The 19119-nt window shown below is 60.8% G+C and carries 16 protein-coding genes and 1 tRNA gene; 9 read left to right on the top strand and 8 right to left on the bottom strand.

The genetic code is table 11. The features are described 5' to 3' along the window. Window positions 1-27: 27 nt before the first annotated feature. Complete coding sequence (locus FBZ99_RS30210; protein ID WP_145636584.1) at window positions 28-1293, top strand: ABC transporter substrate-binding protein; 1266 nt, start codon at window positions 28-30, stop codon at window positions 1291-1293. A 71-nt stretch (window positions 1294-1364) separates the two neighbouring features. Here the strand turns inward: FBZ99_RS30210 and FBZ99_RS30205 are convergent, their stop codons facing one another. Next, window positions 1365-2348, bottom strand: a complete 984-nt coding sequence (locus tag FBZ99_RS30205; RefSeq protein ID WP_145636582.1) for a LacI family DNA-binding transcriptional regulator — start codon at window positions 2346-2348, stop codon at window positions 1365-1367. A gap of 251 nt (window positions 2349-2599) precedes the next feature. Here FBZ99_RS30205 and FBZ99_RS30200 point away from each other — a divergent pair, with 251 nt between their 5' ends. Beyond that, window positions 2600-3514 carry a YncE family protein gene (locus tag FBZ99_RS30200; RefSeq protein WP_113332532.1) on the top strand — a complete coding sequence of 305 codons (915 nt, stop codon included), beginning with the start codon at window positions 2600-2602 and terminating at the stop codon, window positions 3512-3514. Between the two features lie 186 nt (window positions 3515-3700). Here the strand turns inward: FBZ99_RS30200 and FBZ99_RS30195 are convergent, their stop codons facing one another. Then, entirely contained in the window at window positions 3701-5287 is a 1587-nt protein-coding gene (locus FBZ99_RS30195) for an aldehyde dehydrogenase (NADP(+)) (protein ID WP_145636580.1), read from the bottom strand. A 224-nt stretch (window positions 5288-5511) separates the two neighbouring features. On the opposite strand from FBZ99_RS30195, the gene FBZ99_RS30190 reads away from it, so the two are divergent. Continuing rightward, window positions 5512-7026, top strand: a complete 1515-nt coding sequence (locus tag FBZ99_RS30190; RefSeq protein WP_145636578.1) for a mechanosensitive ion channel family protein — start codon at window positions 5512-5514, stop codon at window positions 7024-7026. On the opposite strand, the gene FBZ99_RS30185 is transcribed toward FBZ99_RS30190, so the two are convergent. Continuing rightward, a complete protein-coding gene (locus tag FBZ99_RS30185) occupies window positions 7023-7634 on the bottom strand; it encodes an NAD(P)H-dependent oxidoreductase (protein ID WP_145636576.1) in 612 nt (203 codons plus the stop codon). The genes FBZ99_RS30190 and FBZ99_RS30185 overlap by 4 nt on opposite strands. Before the next feature lie 79 nt (window positions 7635-7713). Here FBZ99_RS30185 and FBZ99_RS30180 point away from each other — a divergent pair, with 79 nt between their 5' ends. After that, window positions 7714-8319, top strand: a complete 606-nt coding sequence (locus tag FBZ99_RS30180) for a TetR/AcrR family transcriptional regulator (RefSeq protein WP_145636574.1) — start codon at window positions 7714-7716, stop codon at window positions 8317-8319. Window positions 8320-8365: 46 nt separating this feature from the next. Here FBZ99_RS30180 and FBZ99_RS30175 read toward each other — a convergent pair whose 3' ends face one another. Beyond that, window positions 8366-9892 carry a S10 family peptidase gene (locus tag FBZ99_RS30175; RefSeq protein WP_145636572.1) on the bottom strand — a complete coding sequence of 509 codons (1527 nt, stop codon included), beginning with the start codon at window positions 9890-9892 and terminating at the stop codon, window positions 8366-8368. A 208-nt stretch (window positions 9893-10100) separates the two neighbouring features. Here FBZ99_RS30175 and FBZ99_RS30170 point away from each other — a divergent pair, with 208 nt between their 5' ends. Then, complete coding sequence (locus FBZ99_RS30170; RefSeq protein WP_145636568.1) at window positions 10101-10832, top strand: dienelactone hydrolase family protein; 732 nt, start codon at window positions 10101-10103, stop codon at window positions 10830-10832. Between the two features lie 60 nt (window positions 10833-10892). Here the strand turns inward: FBZ99_RS30170 and FBZ99_RS30165 are convergent, their stop codons facing one another. Next, window positions 10893-11597, bottom strand: a complete 705-nt coding sequence (locus FBZ99_RS30165) for a cysteine hydrolase family protein (RefSeq protein ID WP_145636565.1) — start codon at window positions 11595-11597, stop codon at window positions 10893-10895. A gap of 217 nt (window positions 11598-11814) precedes the next feature. Next, entirely contained in the window at window positions 11815-12297 is a 483-nt protein-coding gene (locus FBZ99_RS30160) for a MarR family winged helix-turn-helix transcriptional regulator (RefSeq protein WP_145636563.1), read from the bottom strand. A 76-nt stretch (window positions 12298-12373) separates the two neighbouring features. Here FBZ99_RS30160 and FBZ99_RS30155 point away from each other — a divergent pair, with 76 nt between their 5' ends. From FBZ99_RS30155 to FBZ99_RS30145, 3 genes are all read left to right on the top strand, one after another. Continuing rightward, window positions 12374-13237: a haloalkane dehalogenase gene (locus FBZ99_RS30155; protein WP_145636561.1), complete on the top strand. Its 864-nt coding sequence runs from the start codon at window positions 12374-12376 to the stop codon at window positions 13235-13237. Window positions 13238-13381: 144 nt separating this feature from the next. Further along, window positions 13382-14272, top strand: a complete 891-nt coding sequence (locus FBZ99_RS30150; protein WP_145636558.1) for an amino acid ABC transporter substrate-binding protein — start codon at window positions 13382-13384, stop codon at window positions 14270-14272. A 201-nt stretch (window positions 14273-14473) separates the two neighbouring features. After that, window positions 14474-17035, top strand: coding sequence for a GcvT family protein (locus FBZ99_RS30145; protein WP_145636554.1), 2562 nt, complete (start codon window positions 14474-14476; stop codon window positions 17033-17035). Between the two features lie 65 nt (window positions 17036-17100). Here FBZ99_RS30145 and FBZ99_RS30140 read toward each other — a convergent pair whose 3' ends face one another. Further along, window positions 17101-17964, bottom strand: coding sequence for an alpha/beta fold hydrolase (locus FBZ99_RS30140; RefSeq protein ID WP_145636551.1), 864 nt, complete (start codon window positions 17962-17964; stop codon window positions 17101-17103). 205 nt (window positions 17965-18169) lie between these two features. Between FBZ99_RS30140 and FBZ99_RS30135 the strand changes: the two genes are divergently transcribed. Next, the gene (locus tag FBZ99_RS30135) at window positions 18170-18976 is read left to right on the top strand and encodes a class I SAM-dependent methyltransferase (RefSeq protein WP_145636625.1); all 807 of its coding nucleotides are present in this window, start codon (window positions 18170-18172) and stop codon (window positions 18974-18976) included. Window positions 18977-19025: 49 nt separating this feature from the next. On the opposite strand, the gene FBZ99_RS30130 is transcribed toward FBZ99_RS30135, so the two are convergent. Beyond that, window positions 19026-19102: transfer RNA gene (locus FBZ99_RS30130), tRNA-Met, on the bottom strand. Window positions 19103-19119 lie beyond the last annotated feature (17 nt).

Raw genomic sequence — 19119 nt, 5'->3', positions numbered from 1 at the left:
TCGAAATTCGAAAACGGAGAACGAGCGATGAAGCATATCACCCAGATTCTCGCCGCCGCGGTCATTTCGATGGTCGTGTCGGTCCCGGCCTACGCCGAAACAACCCTGACGGTTCACTATCCCATGCCGGGCTTCTTCAAGAACGTGATGGACACGATCTCGAAGAAGTTCATGGAAGAAAATCCCGACATCAAGATCCAGTTCGCCGCTCCTTCGGCCACCTATGAGGAAGGCATCCAGACCATCCTGCGCCAGGCCGGCACCAGCGAGATGCCCGATGTCACCTTCATCGGCCTCAACCGCCTGCGCATGATCGACGAGCGCAATGTCGCCGTCGACCTCGGTCCCCTCGTCAAGAAAGAGGGCAATATGGCCGAGCAAGGCTTTTCGGACACGATCCTGAAGCTCGCCCAGGTCAAGGGCAAGCAGGTCGGCCTCGCCTTCGCGACGTCCAACCCGATCATGTATTACAACGCCGACCTGGTGAAGGCTGCCGGCGGCAACCCGGACAACCCGCCGAAGACCTGGGACGAGGTCATCGCGCTTGCCGGCAAGATCAAGGCGCTCGGCAATGGCGTCGACGGCATGGACTTCCGCTGGCAGGGTGACGACTGGATGTTCTCCGCCCTCCTCTTCGGCGCCGGCGGCAAGATGCTGAGCGACGACGAGACGAAGGTCGCCTTCAACGGTCCCGAGGGCCAGAAGGCCGTCGAACTGATCCAGCGCTTCGTCAAGGAAGGCGGCATGCCGGTCTTCACCAAGGCTGCCGGCGAACAGGCCTTTGCAGCCGGCAAGGTCGGCTTCGAATTCCAGACGACCGGTGCTCTCGTCAACACCATCAAGAATGTCGGCGCCAAGTTCGACCTGCGCACCGCCAAGCTGCCGCTGATCGACCCGGTCAACGGCCGCCTGCCGACGGGCGGCAACGCCGTCGTCATCCTGACCCATGATCCGGTCAAGGAAGAAGCTGCCTGGAAATTCGCCAAGTTTGCCGCTGGCCCCTATGGCGCCTCTGTCGTCGTTCCCGGTACCGGCTATGTTCCGAACAATGAGCTTGCTGCCAAGTCGGCCGAATATCTCGGCGACTTCTACAAGAAGAACCCGCTGTTCCAGGCCGGCCTCAGCCAGATGTCGATCATGGTTCCCTGGTACGCCTTCCCGGGCTCCAACGGCGTCAAAGTCACGCAGACTATCGTCGACAACCTCTCGCGCATCGTCGATGGCTCGGCAGAGCCGAAGGAAGCACTCGACGACGCCGCTTCCGACGTCGAGGGCCTGCTGCCACGCAGCTGATCTTTCGAACCCATCTGAAACATCCGCGCCGCCTCTTAACGAGAGGCGGCGTTTTCATATGCAAAGGTATGTCAGGATTGGAGGGTGAGATTGCGCACCGTTCCGCCGAAACGCAGCCGATAGGGCACGGTCAGATGACGCGGCGGCGCGGCATTCTCAGCCATATCGAGCAGCAGCGAGGCGGCAGCGGCACCCATGGTTCCATCCGGAATTTCCACCGTCGTCAGGGACACCTCACCCAGAAAACCGAGGGAAATCCCGTCGAAGCCGGCGACGGAAATATCGCGCGGGATCGAAAGACCCTGACGCCGGAGCGCGCCCATGACGCCGAGCGCCAGAAGATCGTTGGAGGCAATGATCGCCGTCGGACCGAACCGGGAAACGGCATCCGAAAGATCGAGCTGTTCCAGGCTATTCACGAAGGAAATCTCCAGGGCATCGAGAGGCTGTTGCCCCGCCCCTTCCATCGCCCTGATATAGCCGAGATAGCGTAGCTTGGCTCGATCCGATGCCGCGAAGTGGCCTGATATGAACAGGATGCGGCGGTGTCCCTTGCCCAGAAGATGCTCCGTCAGGTGCCGGCCCGCACCGAAATTATCGGTCGCGACCGCAGCTGTGAAGCGGCTGGTCGGAAGATTTCCGAGCAGCACGGTCGGCGGGAGGGCGGATGACAGGACCAGACTGCGTTCGGGATCGCAGAGCGTGAGGATCAACCCAGTCGGCTGCTTCTGGAGCAGCGAGGCGACGGCATCGACCTCCTGTGCTGGATCGTAGTTCGATTGCGCGATCAGCACGCTATGCCCCGCGTGAAGGGCTCGGTTCTGGATACTCGAGAGCGAAGCTGCGAAAACCGGATTGGTGATGCTGGGAATGAGCACGCCGATCGCCGGCCGGCCATTGGCGCTACGACTGCCGGCGCGATAGCCAAGCTCTGCCGCCGCCCGGCGCACGCGCCGTACCATCTCGTCGCTGACCGGACCGGTGCGATTCATCACCCGGCTGGCGGTCGCGACCGAACAACCGGCGCGAAAGGCGACCTGCTGGAGCGTCGACATGATATCAATCACCTCCGGCTTCGGTGTCAGCCCTCGACTGGTGCAGCCCTAAGGGAATGTCGGGGATTTATATCAGGCCGATGACACTTATTTGACAGCCCTCCGCGCGCACCGCGACAATCCGGCCCTTGATCTTTGCTGCAGCGCAGCAGATGCTCGTCCCGCTCGCAGCCGCCAATGATGCTGTCATCAACCGATGCCATGATTGCCGCGCTGTGATCCGCAGATCCGCCCCTCGAAAGGATGCTCTCATGTCAGAAGCACGGACGCCTGCCTCCACCACCGACAAGATCGAAAGACTGTTTTTCCTCGATATCAACGACGGACGAATCCTCTCCTCCGCCATCGACGGCACCGATCTCAAGCTCATCGTCCAGCGGGCCGGCCGCAGCCCGGACGGCATTCTCGTCGATAGCGAGAACGGCTGGATCTACTGGACGGAGATGGGCAACGACTACAACGCCCATGACGGCTCCATCGAGCGCATGGACCTCGACGGCGGCAACCATATCACCCTGATCCCGCCGGGCAGCACGCTCGTCACGCCGAAGCAGATCCAGCTCGACCGTGACAACGGCAAGCTCTATTGGTGCGACCGCGAAGGCATGCGCGTCATGCGCGCCAATATCGACGGCAGCGATATCGAAACCCTTGTGCAGAACGGCGACAGCCCGGAAGATAGCGCCGATATCGAACGCTGGTGCGTCGGCATTGCCCTCGATCTGCCGCTTGGGCAGATTTATTGGACCCAGAAAGGACCGCCGGATGCCGGTCTCGGCCGCATCTTCCGTGCCGGCATCAATATTCCCGCCGGCGAAACCGCAACAAGCCGCAGCGACATCGAAACCCTGCTCGACAAACTGCCGGAACCGATCGACCTCGAACTGGATCTCGCCACCCGCACGATCTACTGGACCGACCGTGGCAATCTCCCCCGCGGCAATACCGTCAACCGCGCAGCGATGAACGATATCGCCGCAACCTCCGAAGTCGTCCTCGAGGGCCTGGACGAAGGCATCGGCCTCTCACTCGATCTCCCCAACAACCGCATGTTCTTCACCGACATCGGCGGCAATCTCTATTCCGCCAGCCTCGATGGTTCGGGCGAGCGAGAACTGCTGCATCATGCCGGCTCGTTCACAGGGATTGTTTACGCGGAGGTTTGAGAGCTTACCGTGTGGCCGACCTCGTGGTTCGAGACGGCCCTGCGGGCCTCCTCACCATGAGGTCGGAGCGAATTCGGCGGCACCGAGTATGCTTGCTCGTTTTGGCCGCGCGACGAACTGATTAGCCCTCACCCTGAGGAGGGTCCGAAGGACCCCTCGAAGGGCGAGGGCGGATGGAGCTCCCGATCAGTTGCCCCCGCGCACACCATCCAGCAGATGCGGCAGCGACTTCACCCCATCGTCACGCAGCTCCGCCGGCAACAGCCCTTCCGGCAGATCCTGATAGGAGACCGGGCGCAGGAAGCGGCGGATGGCGAGCGTGCCGACCGAGGTCGTGCGGCTGTCCGAGGTCGCCGGGAAAGGCCCGCCATGCACCATGGCATGGGAGACTTCGACACCGGTCGGCCAGCCATTGGCGAGGATGCGCCCCACCTTGCGTTCCAGCACCGGCACCAGCTTGGCGGCCGTCGCATAGTCATCCGCTTCGACCTGCAGCGTCGCGGTCAGCTGGCCCTCGAGCTTTTCCGCAACGGCGATCATCTGGTCGACGTCCTTGCACCGCACCAGAAGGCTTGCCGCGCCGAAAACTTCGTGGCCGAGGCGCTCATCGGCGAGGAACTCCTCCGCTTCTGTCTCGAAGAAGATACCGGGGCTGCGATTGACGCCTTCGGCCGGAGCACCATGAGCGACGGTCTTGACCGCCTCATGCTCCGCCAATGCGGCAACGCCCTTGTCGAAGGCGGCGTGAATGCCTGGTGTCAGCATCGGCGCGGGCGCGCGGCCGGTCAGGGCACCGCTGGCCGCCTGGACGAAGCGGTCGAGATCCGGGCTCTCGATCGCGAAGAGCAGCCCCGGATTGGTGCAGAACTGGCCGGCACCGAGCGTCAGGGAATCGATGAAGCCGGTCCCGATCGCCTCGGCACGCGCAGCAAGCGCGGCCGGAAAGAGGAAGACGGGATTGACGCTGCTCATCTCGGCGTAGACCGGGATCGGCTCCGGACGGGCCGCGGCAATGGCGCCAAGCGCCAGGCCGCCACCACGCGAGCCGGTGAAGCCGACGGCCTTGATACGCGGATCGCGCACCAGTGCTGCGCCGGTTTCGTTGGCACCGGTCAGCAGCGAGAACGTGCCTTCCGGGAGGCCGCAGGCGGCAACGGCGGCGCGGATGGCGCGGCCGACAAGCTCGCCCGTGCCCGGATGGGCAAGATGGCCCTTGACGACGACGGGGCAGCCGGCGGCAAGAGCCGACGCCGTATCACCACCGGCGACCGAGAAGGCGAGCGGGAAGTTGCTGGCGCCGAAGACGGCGACCGGGCCGAGCGGGATCTGGCGCAGACGCAGATCAGGGCGCGGCAGCGGCTTGCGCTCCGGCAGTGCCGGATCGACGCGCAGGTCGAGCCACTCGCCGGCGCGGACCACCTGTGCGAACAGCCTGAGCTGGCCGACAGTGCGGGCGCGCTCGCCCTGCAGACGCGCCACCGGCAGGCCGGTCTCTTCCGTCGCCCGCTCGATCAGTGCATCGCCGATCTCCATGATGTTGTCGGCGATCTTTTCGAGGAATGCTGCGCGCTCTTCGGGGCTGGTCGCACGGTAGACGTCAAACGCCTGCGCCGCCAGTTCGCACGCTTTGGCAACGTCGCTCTCGCCCGCGATCGCAAAGGCCGGTTCCAGGTTTGCGCCGGTCGCCGGGTTGATGGCACGCACGGTTCTGTTGCCGCCGGTGGAATCTGAGCCGATCAGCAGATCGCCGCGAATCTCGAAAGACTGTGTCATGGGTATTCCTTAATGAAGTCGGAGCGCCGGGGATTGCGCTGCGAGAGCAGATAGCAGGATGGGATGACAGATATAAGATGATAATCGTCATCTAATTATCAAGGTACAAGTCCTGAGATCAAGGCGTCCGCGTCAATTAATCATACTTTTTCCAGATATGGCGCTGCGGCCTCTTTCGTGCCAATTTAGCGCCCATCCGAAAGACCGAGTGCGACCAAGTCCCCATGTCCATTGCACTTCTTGGCGATCCGATCGTCCAGTTCTTCATTCTGGTTGTCGTCGGCACATTCGTCAGCCGCGTCATGCTGCGTCGTCAGCGGGCCGGCCGCCTGATCGGTCAGGTCGCCTTTTTCGTCTGCCTGACCGCACTTTTGTTCTATCACGGCATCGTGCCCTATGAGCCGAGCCCGCCGCAGGACTCGGTGACGCTGCGCACCTTCACGGGCTTTGCCAAGATCGTCTGGTGGGTCAATGGTGCCTGGGTACTGATCGCCTGCGTGCGGCTGTTCCTGATTTTCGAGCGCAAGCCCCGCGAAGGCCGGCTGCTGCAGGATCTGATCGTCGGTGTCATCTATCTCGGGGCCATTCTCTCCATCGTCGGCGATGTTTTTAGTGTGCCCATCGGCACCTTGATCGCGACATCGGGCGTCTTCGCCATCATTCTCGGCCTTGCCTTGCAGAGTACCCTGAGTGACGTCTTCTCCGGCATCGCTCTCAATCTCGGCCGCCCCTACTCCGTCGGCGACTGGATCGTGCTCGAAAATGATGTCCAGGGCCGCGTCGTCGAAACCAATTGGCGCGCCACGCAATTGCTGAGCGGCACCAACGATCTGGTCGTCATTCCGAACAGCATCCTTGCCAAGACGCGGCTGACCAATCTTTCCGCGCCCGATGAGAGCCATGGCGCCACCGTCACCGTTCGGATTCAACCCACCACTCTGCCGCGCATCATCGCGGATGTGATGCAAAACGTCTTGATCAGCTGCAATTCGATCCAGAAGAACCCGGAACCCAATGTCGCCATCAATTCCATCGATGGGCAAGCGATCGAACTGCAGCTGTCTTTTCGCGTGCGCGACATGTCGCTGACCCAAGCCGCGAAGAACGAGATCTATGATCTGCTATTTCGTCACGCCAAGGCGGCAAACTTGAAATTCGCCGATCCCCCCGGCACGATCATGCTTCCGATGGAGCAAAAACCCGAGGCGGCCGATGAGAAGCAACATGCACCCGGAACGCCTTGGCGGCTTGTCAGCAATATCCCCCTGTTCTCTTCGCTGACCGAGGATGAAAAGGAACATCTGGCGTCACATATGCAGCGCCGGACCTATCGCAAGGATGCCGTCATCGCTGAGCAGGACGCCCGCATGCGGGCACTCACGATCGTCCGCTCGGGCGTCGTCAGCATCACCCGCCGCGAAGGACATCGCCAGATCGAGCTGACGCGCCTTGCGCCAGGGGATTATTTCGGGGAGAACGGGCTGCTGATGGGGTCAGGTGAAGTCGGGACGGTTCGCGCCCTGACCTTTGTCGTCACCTACGAAATCGGCGAGGAATGTCTGGCGCCGCTATTGCACGATCGGCCGACCCTTGCCGAAGAGCTCGGCGCCATTCTGGCAAAACGCATCGAGGCGGAGCAGCATCTATTCGCCAATGTCGATATGCTCGGCCATGGCACTCACGTGACCTCGCTAAGCTCGCGCATCAAGCATCTCTTTCAACTGCAGCAGCACGATTAGGCCGCGTCCGCTGCCTTCGTCGATCGCGAAACAGCAAAGAGATTTCGCCCGATGGCGCGGGCGGTGTCGAGATGGGAACTCATATCCTGCGTCTCCGTCAGCAACAATTCGGAGGTCGCGACGGGAGCGCCGCAATAACCGAAAATTCCATGATCGATCTGCGTCCTCATGGCGCCGAAATAGCCGTGGCGCGCATAGGTACGCATGGTCGCACCGCCGATAGCGATCAGATGGACGCGGAGATGGCGTAATCTTTTGATCGTTCCGTTACCCGGTATGTCGTCATAGGCCCAGCCATTGCTGAACACTCGGTCGATCCATCCCTTGAGAAGCCCGGGCATGGACCACCAATAGACGGGATAGACGAGCACCAGTGCATCCGCGCGATCGATCCGCGCTTGCTCGGCAAAGACATCCTCGGGCGATGGTCCTTCTCTGAGATGGGCGGTAATATCAGCAGCGCTGAACCTAGGATCAAAACCTTCCGCCGCAAGATCCGCGATTTCATACGAGCCGCCCGAAGCCGTTACACCCTCGGCGACTTTGGCCGCGACGCTGTGGCCGAAAGAAGCCGAATTCGGATTGGAGACGACGATAAGCGCGTGCATGTGAAAAACTCCGGCTGACACATTGTGAGCGGCGGCTCAGTCTTATATACTTTTAGTAGGTTACTTTTGGTATATAGCGATGTCAAGCATGCAGACAAAGAAACCGGAGTCCCGCAGCCGGCTGACGCGGGAGGAGCGCTATCGGCAGCTCATCGAGGTCGCCTGGCAAATCGCCGGAGAGGAGGGAACGGAAGCCCTGACGCTGGGGCGGCTCTCTGAGCGCGCCGGTGTGACGAAACCTGTGGTCTACGACCATTTTGTCACCCGTTCCGGCCTGCTGGCCGCCCTCTATCGCGAGTTCGATATCAGGCAGACGGAGGTGATGGACAAGGCGCTTGATGCAAGCACCCCGACACTGGCAGGTCGGGCGGAGGTGATAGCGGCCTCCTATGTCGATTGCGTGCTGCTGCAGGGGCGCGAAATACCCGGCATTATCGCCGCGCTCGCGGGCTCGCCGGAGCTTGAAAAAATCAAGCGCGAATATGAAACGGCCTTCCTCGAGAAGTGCCGTGCGCTGCTTGCTCCCTTCGCTACTACCGGTTCCATTGCATCGGCGGGCCTCTGGGCGATGCTGGGTGCGGCCGAAGCCCTGTCCTATGCCGCGACGACGGGGGATATCAGCCCGCAGCAGGCAAAGGACGAACTCTTTGAAACCATCAAGGCCATGGTTGCGAGAAACAGATGAAGGCCAGCCAACGCCGCCGCATTCCAGGTAGAGCCCCGCATGGCGGTCAGTTCGATTGCGGTGTCGGCACCGCCTTGACCTGCCCCGTATAAAACGACTTGGCATCGCCCGTGAACTGCTCACGCGACGCTGGCCGCGTGTAGAACATATGGCCGCCGCGATAGAGCTTCATCTCCATGCGATCCGCAAAAACGGGTGGCATATGGTCGAGCACATATTTGTTCACGCCGAAGGGAATGACGAGATCGCTGTAACCCTGCCCAATCATCACCCGGAATGATGGCGAGAGCGACAGCAGCTCCTTGAGATCGTCACCAACGCCCGCGGTCCCGCGCGAGCCGCCATTGCGCCCACCCCATTTCCATTCCCTGTTCACGGATGACGACAGCAGTGTGTAGGTCATGTCGGTATGGAAGCCCAACTCGTCACGGGCATAGCCGGAAAAGGCACCACCATAGGCGCGGACGAAGCCATCCAGAACCGGATCGCCGCCATGCTCGGCCTCCGACTGCGGATAGGGGTCGGGCGCCAGAAAGGAAGCATCATAGGCGCTCGCCACATCCGCGCCATCGCCATCGGAATGCTTGCGATAGACCCCGCCAAGAAAGCCCTGGTTCTTGGCGACGACATCCTGCGGTATGCCGGCCAGCTTCGCCACGCGCCCGTAGAAGGCTTGGCCGGCATCTGCCGAGGGCGGCCGTCCGGCAAGAGTTGGCAGATATTCGTTTAGGGCAAACGCCTCGGCATCCTGAACCGCCTTCTCGCTGAAGGCGTTTTGCCGTTCCAGCTCGGCCGCCGCCAGCGACGGCAGTTGCAAGGCTGCGCCAAGCGCATCCTCACCGCCGCCAAAGACAAACCGGCCCTCCAGCAGGGGCGACAGCATCACGACGCCGGAAATCAGAATGCCCTGATCCTCGCGCAGGCTGTTGGCAACCTTGATCGAACGAAATCCGCCATAGCTCTCCCCGAGAATATATTTCGGCGATGCCGCCCGGCTGTTATGGGCGACGTAGAGGGCAATCGCCTTGGCAAGGCTTTCGGCATCGCTGTCGACGCTATAGAAATCATTCTGATCATCGGGCTTTGCGGTGCGGCTCCAGCCGGTGCCGATCGGGTCGATCAGCACGAGATCGGTAAATTCGAGCCAGCTTTGCGGATTGTCGACCAGCTTGGCATGGGCGCCATCGCGCCCATCCGCGCCGAAATCGACGATGCGTGGGCCGACGAGTCCGAGATTGAGGAAGGCCGAAGCCGCGCCCGGCCCGCCATTGAACACGAAGGTCACGGGGCGGCTCGTATCGCGGTTCTTGGCGACATAGGCAGTGTAGAAGATCGCGGCACTGCGCTGACCATCCTGGCCGAAAAGATCGAGCGTTCCGGCTGTCGCCGTGTAGGGAATGGTCTTGCCATCGGCATTCAGCACATGATCGCTCACCGCGTCAGGCGGCAGGAGCGAGAGCACGCCACCAGCGCTTGGCGCGCCATGGCCTTGCTCGGGCGGAGCGGCTGACGCTGTTGCCGATAGCAGCGAAAGGGCCAGCGCCAGGCCGGGAACCATCTGGCGAAAAGACATGAAATCAAATCCTCCAAGGGGATCGTCGCATAGACGTCATTACCGGCGATACTATGTCACGAACGACAAGCGCCGAAACTCAAGAGATGTTGATTGATGGTCTCGGCCTTTTCGAAGAGCCATGATCTTGAGGGTCTATATATCGTTTGCCAAAGTGGTATGTGCCGCGGGGACATCAGCCGATAATGAGATCGCAAGGGAAACGACGATGAAACAGGATATCGAAATCAAGACGGCCGACGGCACCGCCAAAGCCGGCATATTCCGCCCCGAGAATGGCACGTCAGCCGAGCATGGCGTGATACTCTATATGGATGCCATGGGTCCCCGCGCGGCGCTCGATGGCATGGCGCAGCGGCTGGCTGATGCCGGCTATATCGTGCTGCTTCCCGATCTCTTCTATCGCTTCGGCGCCTATGGCCCCTTCGACGGCGGTGCCTTTGGCAATCCGGCCTCCCGCGAAACGATCATGACGATGCTGCGCGGCACGACGCAGGAAATGACCAAAGTCGATAGTGCCGCCTTCCTCGACGCTCTCTCAGCTGCCGGAGCCAAAGGTGCGGCCGGCGTGGTAGGCTATTGCATGGGCGGGGGCCGCGCGCTGACTGCCGCTGCCTCTTATCCCGATCGCATCGCGGCAGCCGCAAGCTTCCACGGCGGCAATCTTGCGAGCGACGCGGAAGACAGCCCGCACCGGCTCGCCGCCAATATCAAGGCGCGCGCCTATATCGGTGTCGCCGGCGTCGACAACAGCTTTCCGCCGGAACAATCGGCGCGTCTTGCCGAAGCGCTCCGCACTGGCGGCGTCGATCACACCATCGAAAACTATGTCGGAATGGCGCATGGATGGACCGTGCCGGATCATGGCGTCTATGACGAGACCGGCGCCGAAAGGCATTGGAAGCGGCTGCTGAACCTGTTCGAGGAAGCCCTGGTGTAATCGATCGATGACGGCATCCCGTTGGCATCACGAGCGGGATGCCGCTATCCGATCCAGAGATCAGAACTTGATCCTGTCGATGCTGGTCAGCGTCGTCTTCTGGGAGACGCCGGGCGCATTGACCATGTGCCAGGCCACATATTGCTCGCCATAGAGCTCTGTCGATGACATGCCGTCGACGGGCAGCACGATATTCATACCATTCAATGCGGCATCCGTTGCCGTATCGAGCACCGCGCCCTCCGAGGCCGTACCCGTGACGATGACGGTCTTGATGCCTTTGTCGGAAAGAATGCTGCGCAGGTTGGTGCCGATAAACTTGTCCGGGCCGGATTTGACGATCGGTTCGCTCGCCAGAGGCGCCAGTGTCGTTGCTATATCCTGCGCCTCGCCAGCGCCGGCCAGACTGAAGACGACGAGCATCTCCTTGGCGCGCGCCTGATCGAGCAGGATTTTGACCTTGGGGACGGACGCCAGACAACGCGGCTTGGTTTTTGCGTTGCACGGCCCTTTGGTCGGGTCCTGTGTGCCATTGAAATCGAGGATCAGAAGCGCCGTCGTTTTCGGATCGACAGTCACCTGCTTCAGCTCCGGCGCCGCCGGCGGCTTCACCTTCTGCCAGTCATCGATGATCGTCTGGGCGGCTGCCGGCGAGATCAGCGCAGAACTGAAGCCTATGCATAGGATTGCAAAACCCGCACCGAATGCAAAGCTTGTCTTGCCAACCCTGCCGCTTGTTTTTCTGATCGAGTTCCTCTCCTGCATCGACGTCCTCTTGGATTGACGGTGGTGGAAGAGAGATAGGCCATAAATTCCGACAGGGCACCGAAACTCTTCGTGATGCGCCGCCCGCCCAGATCACGGCGAGCAACAGGAGCCGCTAGAGCGGTTCAGTTTTTCACGGAATCTCTGAGCCGCTCTATCCCTTTGTTTTCACGCAATCCCAGACGGAAAACCGCTGCGCATTTTTCACGCAATTGCTTTAGGCGCCGGCATCGTCGGACGGCTGTTCGCTACCTTTTTCGCCACCACGCAGCGTCTCCAGCAGATTTTGCAATCCCTGCCTGATCACTTCGATTTCGCCCGAACCGGCCATGTCGGACCAACGCTGCTCCACCATCTTGCCCGCGGCCATGGCGACCGGCCGCACACCCTTGCCGCGCTCGGTCAGAAACACCAGCCGCGCGCGCCGGTCGTTCGGATCCGGTCGCCGTTCAACATAACCCAGGCGCTCCAGTTCCTCCACCGCCTGCGTCATCGTCTGCTTGCGCACATGAGCAAGCCGGGTGAGTTCGCTCACCTGGATGCCTTCCGGACGCGCGAAGGTGAAGACGTTGGAATGCGGCGGGCGGATGTCACGGAAGCCGGCCTCCTCCAGCGCGGCATCGACAGCCTGCGCATAATGCTGATGAACGAGCCGCAAAAGCAGGCCCAGCGACAGATGGGGGGAAATAGGTTCTTTCATGAATATAGACAGGCGCCTGACTATTATGGTAGATAGACAGGTACCTTACCATTCTTACCAAGGAAAGGATATCCACATGCCCTCGCTTAACGTGCTGGATTCAACCATTTTCTATCAGGACACGGGAACGGGAACGCCTTTCGTGTTCCTGCATGGCAATCCCACCTCATCTTACCTCTGGCGAAATGTGTCGCCTGGCGTCACCACGCCGGGCCGTCGTCTGGCGCCTGACCTCATCGGCATGGGCCGCTCCGGCAAACCGGATATTGCCTACAGCTTCCACGATCACGCCCGCTATCTCGACGCCTGGTTCGACGCCCTGGCGCTCGACGATGTCGTGCTCGTCGGCCACGATTGGGGCGGTGCGCTCGGATTCGATTGGGCAGCTCGCCACCCAGAGCGCGTGCGCGGCATCGCCTTCATGGAAACGATCGTCCGGCCGATGACCTGGGACGATTTTCCGGGCGCGCGTCCTCGTTTTGAAGCGCTCCGGTCGCCTGGTATCGGTGAGACCAAAGTGCTGGACGAGAATTTCTTCATCGAGCAGGCATTGAAGGTTACCGTTCTCAACGGCCTCAGCGAAGAGGATCATGCCGTCTACGCGGCACCCTATCCGACGCGCGACAGCCGACGACCGCTGCTCGCCTGGCCCCGCTCGATGCCAATCGAAGGAGAACCGGCCGACGTGATCAAGCGCATCGAAGCTTATGACGCCTGGCTGGCACAAAGCGCTGATGTCCCGAAGCTACTGCTGACCTTCGAAGGACCGGCAGAGACATTGCTAATCAGCGAGGTGATGACCGCCTGGTGCCGGGAGAATATAGCCGACCTCGAGATCAGGAATTGCGGGCCGGCCAGGCACAATGCGCCGGAAGATCAGCCGGAGGCCATCGCGTCAGCGATTTCCGACTGGGCGGATCGTCACGCCTTCTCCAGATAGGCCTCGTAATCGAACAGGAGCCTTGCGCCACTCGTGCTCGATCACTAACCACCGGGAACAATCCATCGTTGACAAAAACCTGCCAGCCCATAATCTGCGCCTAAGCCCTTGCGATTGCCCATTTTTCTTTTGGAGATCGGGATCATGCCGGCAAACTGCATGAGACGACTGGTTCTGGCAGGCATTCTCCTAGGCATGTCTGCCTATACGGCGGTGGCCGCACAGACACTCGACACTATCGCGCAAAAGGGCACGATCCGCATCGGCTATATCAGCGACGAAGAACCCTTCTCCTTTAAGAAGAAGGATGGCAACCCAACGGGATATGCCATCGACCTCTGCGGCAAGATTGCCGATGCTGTCGGTACCAAGGTCGCCAATCTGAAGCGGGACTATGTCGAAACCACGCTTGCCGATGGCTTCGATGCAGTCAAAAGCGGCCAGGTCGACCTTCTCTGCGGCGCCATCACCATCAATCTCGGGCGACGCCAAAGCGTCGATTTCTCGCAGCCGATCTTCATCACCGGCGCAAGCGCCCTGCTGCGCAAGGATTCGCCCGATTATCTGATGGCTTTGTTCCTCGACAAGCGGCTGGCGCAAGTCTCCGCCAAGCCCGCCCCCGCAACGAGCACGATCGGCGTTCGCGCCGACACGACGACGGGTGCGACCCTGCGCGAGGCGCTAGGCTCCGACGTGCCGAAGACACGGATCGCCGATTTCGCTACGCATCAGGAGGGCCTAGTCGCGCTCGAAAACCACAAGATCGATGCCTATTTTGCCGATCGCGCCCTGCTCTTCGATCTCGCTTCTCATGCCCGCAATCCGTTCACACTCGCCATCGGCAACCGCCTCTTCACACATGAGCCCTATGGCATCGCCCTCCGGCAGGATGACTCCGCCTTCCGCCTGCTCGTTGATCAAACGCTGACCGAGATCTACCAGTCGGATGATTTCGCCAAGCTGCTGACCACCTATTTCGGCGAGGAAGGCCCGATCCTGCGCCGCGAGATCATGATGCAATCTATCCCGCAATAATGCGGCAGCAACTTTCCGGTTGTCACAAAGTCGCCTTTGCGACAGTTCTCCTGATCATATGTCGCCGACAAACCCAGCCACTTCCTGACGGGACAGCGTGACAGTCGTCGTGCAAGCATCTTCAATATGTCGTAGACAGGCTCTGGTCGGCGTCGCACACGTCATAAAATCCGTCTTCAATATCAATCAGGGTCGCACGCAATGGCAGTATTTCCTCAAAAGGCGAAGGTCGTCATCATCGGTCTCGGCGGTATCGTCGGCGCATCGATCGCCCACCATCTGATCGAGCGCGGCTGGGACGATATTGTCGGCATCGACAAATCAGGCATCCCGACGGATATCGGCTCGACGGCCCATGCCTCCGACTTCTGCTACACGACCAGCCACGATTTCCTCTCCTGCTGGACGACCCTCTACTCGATCGATTTCTACGATAAGCTCGGCCACTATGCCCGCGTCGGCGGACTGGAAGTCGCCCGTGTCGGCGATGACGACCGCATGGCGGAAATCAAGCGCAAAGTGACCTCGGGCAAGGCTTTCGGCACGCGCGCCCGCCTGATCGAACCCGCCGAGATCAAGGAGAAATTCCCTCTGATCGAGGAAAGCATGGTGCAGGGCGGCATGTGGGACCCGGATGCCGGCCTCGTCATTCCCCGTTCGCAGACTGTTGCCGGCAAGCTGATCGATCAAGGCGAGAAGAGCGGCAAGCTGCAATCCTTCGCCAATACGCCGGCCCAGTCGCTGATCGTCAAGGACGGTCGCATCTCCGGCGTCGTCACCCATCGCGGCACCATCGAAGCCGAATATGTGATTGTCTGTGCCGGCCTCTGGGGCCGCCTGATCGCCGAAATGGTCGGCGAAGATCTTCCGGTCATGCCGGTCGACCACCCGCTGACCTTCTTCGGCCCCTACAATGAATTCGCCAATACCGGCAAGGAAATCGGCTTCCCGCTGATGCGCGACCAAGGCAATTCAGCCTATATGCGCGACACCGGCGATCCGAAGACCGCCGAGGGTGGCCAGATCGAATGGGGTTATTACGAAGAGAAGAACCCGCGCCTCTGCCATCCCCGCGATCTCCTTGAAAAGCACGAGGCCCGCCTCTCGCCCTCGCAGCGCGATCTCGAAATGGAGCAGATCATCGAGCCGCTCGAGCGCGCCATGGAACTGACGCCGATCCTTGGCGAACTCGGCTATAATGAAGGCCATTCCTTCAACGGCCTTCTGCAGGTCACGACCGATGGCGGCCCATCCGTCGGCGAAAGCCAGAAGGTCCGCGGGCTCTGGTATTGCGTCGCCATCTGGGTGAAGGACGGCCCGGGCTTCGGCAAACTGGTCGCCGACTGGATGACCGACGGCCGCACGCCGATCGATCACAACAGGATCGATTATTCCCGCTTCTACCCGCATATGCTGGAAGAGAAATTCATCGAAGGCCGCTGCACCGAGGCCGCGCAGAAGATCTACAATCCCGCTGTCCATCCGCGCGAGCCCTACGCGACCGGCCGCAACATCCGCCGCTCGCCCTTCTATGAGCGCGAAAAGGAGCTCGGCGGCTACTTCATGGAGCTTGGCGGCTGGGAGCGTGCGCATGGCTATGCCGCCAACGAGCACCTGCTGGAAAAATATGGCGATCGCATCCCCGTGCGCGAAAACGAATGGGATAACCGCCATTTCTGGCGCGTCTCCAATGCCGAGCATCTGGCGCTCAGCGAAGATTGCGGCATCATCAACCTCTCGCATTTCGCCATGTACGACATCGAGGGCCCCGATCATGTCGAGCTGCTGGAATGGCTCTGTGCGGCCAAGATCGGTGGCGATGCCAATATCGGCAAGGGCATCTACACCCACTTCCTCGACGACGAGGGCATGGTGCGGGCCGATTTTACCGTCATCCGCATGGCCGACCGTTGCCGCCTGATCGACGGCGCCGATGCCGGCCCGCGCGATTTCCACTACATGCGCCGCGTTGCCGAGGACAAGGGCTTTGACGTCACCATCACCGACGTCACCGAACGCTATGTCACGATCGGTATCTGGGGACCGAATGCCCGCACCAACCTGCAGAAGGTCGTCGAAAGCCCGGAAAGCCTCTCGCACGAAAACTTCCCCTTCGCCGCGATCAGGCAGATCCGCATTGCCGGCAAGAACGTCACCGCATTCCGCATCTCCTATGTCGGCGAACAGGGCTGGGAACTGCACATGGCCTATGGTGATGCGCTGGCGGTCTGGGATGCGCTGCGTTCGACCGGCGCCATTGCCGTCGGCGTCGAGACCTATGCCAACAGCCGCCGCATGGAAAAGAGCCTGCGCCTGCAGAATGCCGACCTGCTGACGGAATATAATCTTCTCGAAGCCGATCTCGCCCGCCCGAAGGTCAAGGAGGCCGATTTCCGCGGCAAGGCGAAGCACCTCGAATACCGCGCCCGCGAGCATCAGCCGGCCATGCTCTGCACGCTTGTGATGACCGACAATATCGACTCCAACGGCGTGGCCCGCTACCCCGTCGGCATCCTGCCAGTCATGGATCCCGAAACCGGCGAAACCCTGGTCGACGAGCTCGGCCGCCGCTCCTTCACCACCTCGATCGCCTACGGCCCGACCATCGGCAAGAACATTGCGCTCGCCTATCTCCCCTGGTCCTATGCCCAGGAAGGCCGCAAGCTGAAGGTCGAATATTTCGGCGAGACCTACCCGGTCGAAGTCGCCGGCGTCGGCTACAAACCGCTCTACGACGCAGAGAACCTGAAGCCGAGAAGCTGATCTCCAACAGACCGGAAAGCGAGGTCATGCCTTGCTTTCCGGTCGTCTGTCGGGCCGGACGCCTGTCAGGTCGTGTGATCGATGATGGCCTGCGCAATCTCGTCAATATCGCGCTCGTGGATTTCGTGCCCTCCACCCTCGACCCGGTGCAGCCGGGCATCTCGCACGACCTTGGTGAAGGCCTCGCCGTGTCCTACAGGAAACAGCGGATCGGCCGTGCCATGGATCGCAAGCACCGGCAGCTTGATATCGGAAGCTTGAAGTCTTTCGGGCCTTTCCTCGCTCACGAGCGTGAAATGGTTCGTAGCACTCGCAAATGACGGTGCCCGGGCCATGTCACGGGCGATCAGGGCATTTGCAGCGTCATGATCATGCGGGTGCCGGGTGCCGGCAAGCATGGCCGTATCGCGACGCAAAAAATCGGCAATGGCCTTGAGGTTCGACCAGTCGATTGCTTCGGCAGACCTGGAATGCTCTTGATAGGCCTTTGTCGAGGAAGGCAAGCCCTCGACGCCGAGCGGTGATGTGCTGATCAGCGTGAGCGTCCGAACACGCCGAGGATGGCGCAACGAGACTTCTTGCGCAACGACGCCACCCATCGACATGCCCACCACATGTGCCGTTTCCAACCCATAGCCGTCGAGAATGGCGATGACATCGTCGGCAAGATCGTTGAACGAATAACGCGGCTCGCCTTGTGGATAATGTGTCGAAAGGCCCGTGTCACGCTGGTCATATCGGATCACATAGCGCTGGCGGGCGGCAAGCGCCTCGCAGAACCTGTCCGGCCACCACAGCATCGAAGCCATCATCCCCATGATCAATATGATGGGCGGGCTGGAGGGATCACCGAAAGCCTGGGTCTGAAGTTTCGCTCCCTTGACCTCGATTGACGTCTCGGTGGCGATGAATGATCTCGTTTCTTCCATGACAGAATCCATCCGATTGCAAATCGCAACTGGATTGATATTGCATAACTGATCTTATTATGCAATCAGTTTATGAGGAAGCTGCAACACGGTCATCGACGTCCGTCAGAGCAGTTCCAGAAAAGCGCTCAGCAGTTTTCCATTCGGAATTGCGTGGGAATAATGCCGTTGGAGCTGTTGGAAGATCTTGCAAGAACTGCGCCCGATGGAGATCGAGGCGAGACAAGGGAGGCCTGTAGTGCTGCAATGTGCTGATTTTTACGACGCTGAACTATCACGGCATAACCTGCATTTGCGGGCCGCCGCCCCAGTCCGGACGCATGACCGGATACTCGATATCGGCTGCGGCGCTGGACAAACCACTCGCGAAGCAGCTCTTGCCGCAACACAAGGCAGCGCGGTCGGCGTGGACACTTCCGCCGAGATGCTAGAGATTGCCCGCCAGCGTAGCGCTGAAGCGGGATTGCGCAACGTCAGCTTCGAGCTGGGTGACGCACAAAACCACAACTTCCCAGCAGCCGGCTTCGACCTATGCATCAGCCGGTTCGGCGTTATGTTCTTTGCCGATCCGCCGGTGGCATTCGCCAATATCGCCCAAGCAATCCGCCCGGGTGGACGCATCGCCTGGATGGTATGGCAAAGCCAGGAGCGCAACGAATGGTCTGGCGCCATCAGGCATGCGCTGGCTCCGGGAAGCGCAATTCCAGAAAATGCCGGCAAGCCGTTCTCGCTTGGCAATCCCACCATAGCCAAAGAGCTGCTAAGCGCTGCCGGCTTCACCTCGATCGACTTCACCGAGGTGAAGGAACCAGTGTTTTATGGAGCAAATGTCGAGGCCGCCCTCGATGCCCTTGCCGGCCTCTATATGGTCAAGGACGCACTCATGCACACCAACGAGGCACCCGACCAACCACTGCAGCGGCTGCGTAATTTGCTGGAAGCGCACATGACCTGCGAAGGCGTGCTCTTCGACTCCCGCGCATGGATCATCACTGCCGAGCGAGTCCGTTGACTGAGCAGCAGTCTTCGCGCGAGCGCTATCTAATGTATTTTGGAGAGCTTGGTTGCGGGGGCAGGATTTGAACCTGCGGCCTTCAGGTTATGAGCCTGACGAGCTACCGGGCTGCTCCACCCCGCGTTACCAGCGTAAACCCG

The sequence above is a fragment of the Rhizobium sp. ERR 1071 genome (assembly GCF_007828675.1).
GTDB classification, from domain to species: domain Bacteria; phylum Pseudomonadota; class Alphaproteobacteria; order Rhizobiales; family Rhizobiaceae; genus Rhizobium; species Rhizobium dioscoreae.
The sequence above is the reverse complement of the archived record's forward strand: the minus strand, read 5'-3'. Positions and strand labels throughout refer to the sequence as shown.

Bases quoted from the DNA above. Each gene is read 5' to 3' on its own strand.
- FBZ99_RS30210 (WP_145636584.1), top strand. From the start codon at position 28: ATGAAGCATATCACCCAGATTCTCGCCGCCGCGGTCATTTCGATGGTC.
- FBZ99_RS30170 (WP_145636568.1), top strand. From the start codon at position 10,101: ATGAAACAGGATATCGAAATCAAGACGGCCGACGGCACCGCCAAAGCC.
- FBZ99_RS30185 (WP_145636576.1), bottom strand. From the start codon at position 7,634: ATGCACGCGCTTATCGTCGTCTCCAATCCGAATTCGGCTTCTTTCGGC.
- FBZ99_RS30135 (WP_145636625.1), top strand. From the start codon at position 18,170: ATGGAGATCGAGGCGAGACAAGGGAGGCCTGTAGTGCTGCAATGTGCT.
- FBZ99_RS30150 (WP_145636558.1), top strand. From the start codon at position 13,382: ATGCCGGCAAACTGCATGAGACGACTGGTTCTGGCAGGCATTCTCCTA.
- FBZ99_RS30160 (WP_145636563.1), bottom strand. From the start codon at position 12,297: ATGAAAGAACCTATTTCCCCCCATCTGTCGCTGGGCCTGCTTTTGCGG.
- FBZ99_RS30175 (WP_145636572.1), bottom strand. From the start codon at position 9,892: ATGTCTTTTCGCCAGATGGTTCCCGGCCTGGCGCTGGCCCTTTCGCTG.
- FBZ99_RS30205 (WP_145636582.1), bottom strand. From the start codon at position 2,348: ATGTCGACGCTCCAGCAGGTCGCCTTTCGCGCCGGTTGTTCGGTCGCG.
- FBZ99_RS30140 (WP_145636551.1), bottom strand. From the start codon at position 17,964: ATGGAAGAAACGAGATCATTCATCGCCACCGAGACGTCAATCGAGGTC.
- FBZ99_RS30190 (WP_145636578.1), top strand. From the start codon at position 5,512: ATGTCCATTGCACTTCTTGGCGATCCGATCGTCCAGTTCTTCATTCTG.
- FBZ99_RS30200 (WP_113332532.1), top strand. From the start codon at position 2,600: ATGTCAGAAGCACGGACGCCTGCCTCCACCACCGACAAGATCGAAAGA.
- FBZ99_RS30155 (WP_145636561.1), top strand. From the start codon at position 12,374: ATGCCCTCGCTTAACGTGCTGGATTCAACCATTTTCTATCAGGACACG.
- FBZ99_RS30195 (WP_145636580.1), bottom strand. From the start codon at position 5,287: ATGACACAGTCTTTCGAGATTCGCGGCGATCTGCTGATCGGCTCAGAT.
- FBZ99_RS30180 (WP_145636574.1), top strand. From the start codon at position 7,714: ATGTCAAGCATGCAGACAAAGAAACCGGAGTCCCGCAGCCGGCTGACG.
- FBZ99_RS30145 (WP_145636554.1), top strand. From the start codon at position 14,474: ATGGCAGTATTTCCTCAAAAGGCGAAGGTCGTCATCATCGGTCTCGGC.
- FBZ99_RS30165 (WP_145636565.1), bottom strand. From the start codon at position 11,597: ATGCAGGAGAGGAACTCGATCAGAAAAACAAGCGGCAGGGTTGGCAAG.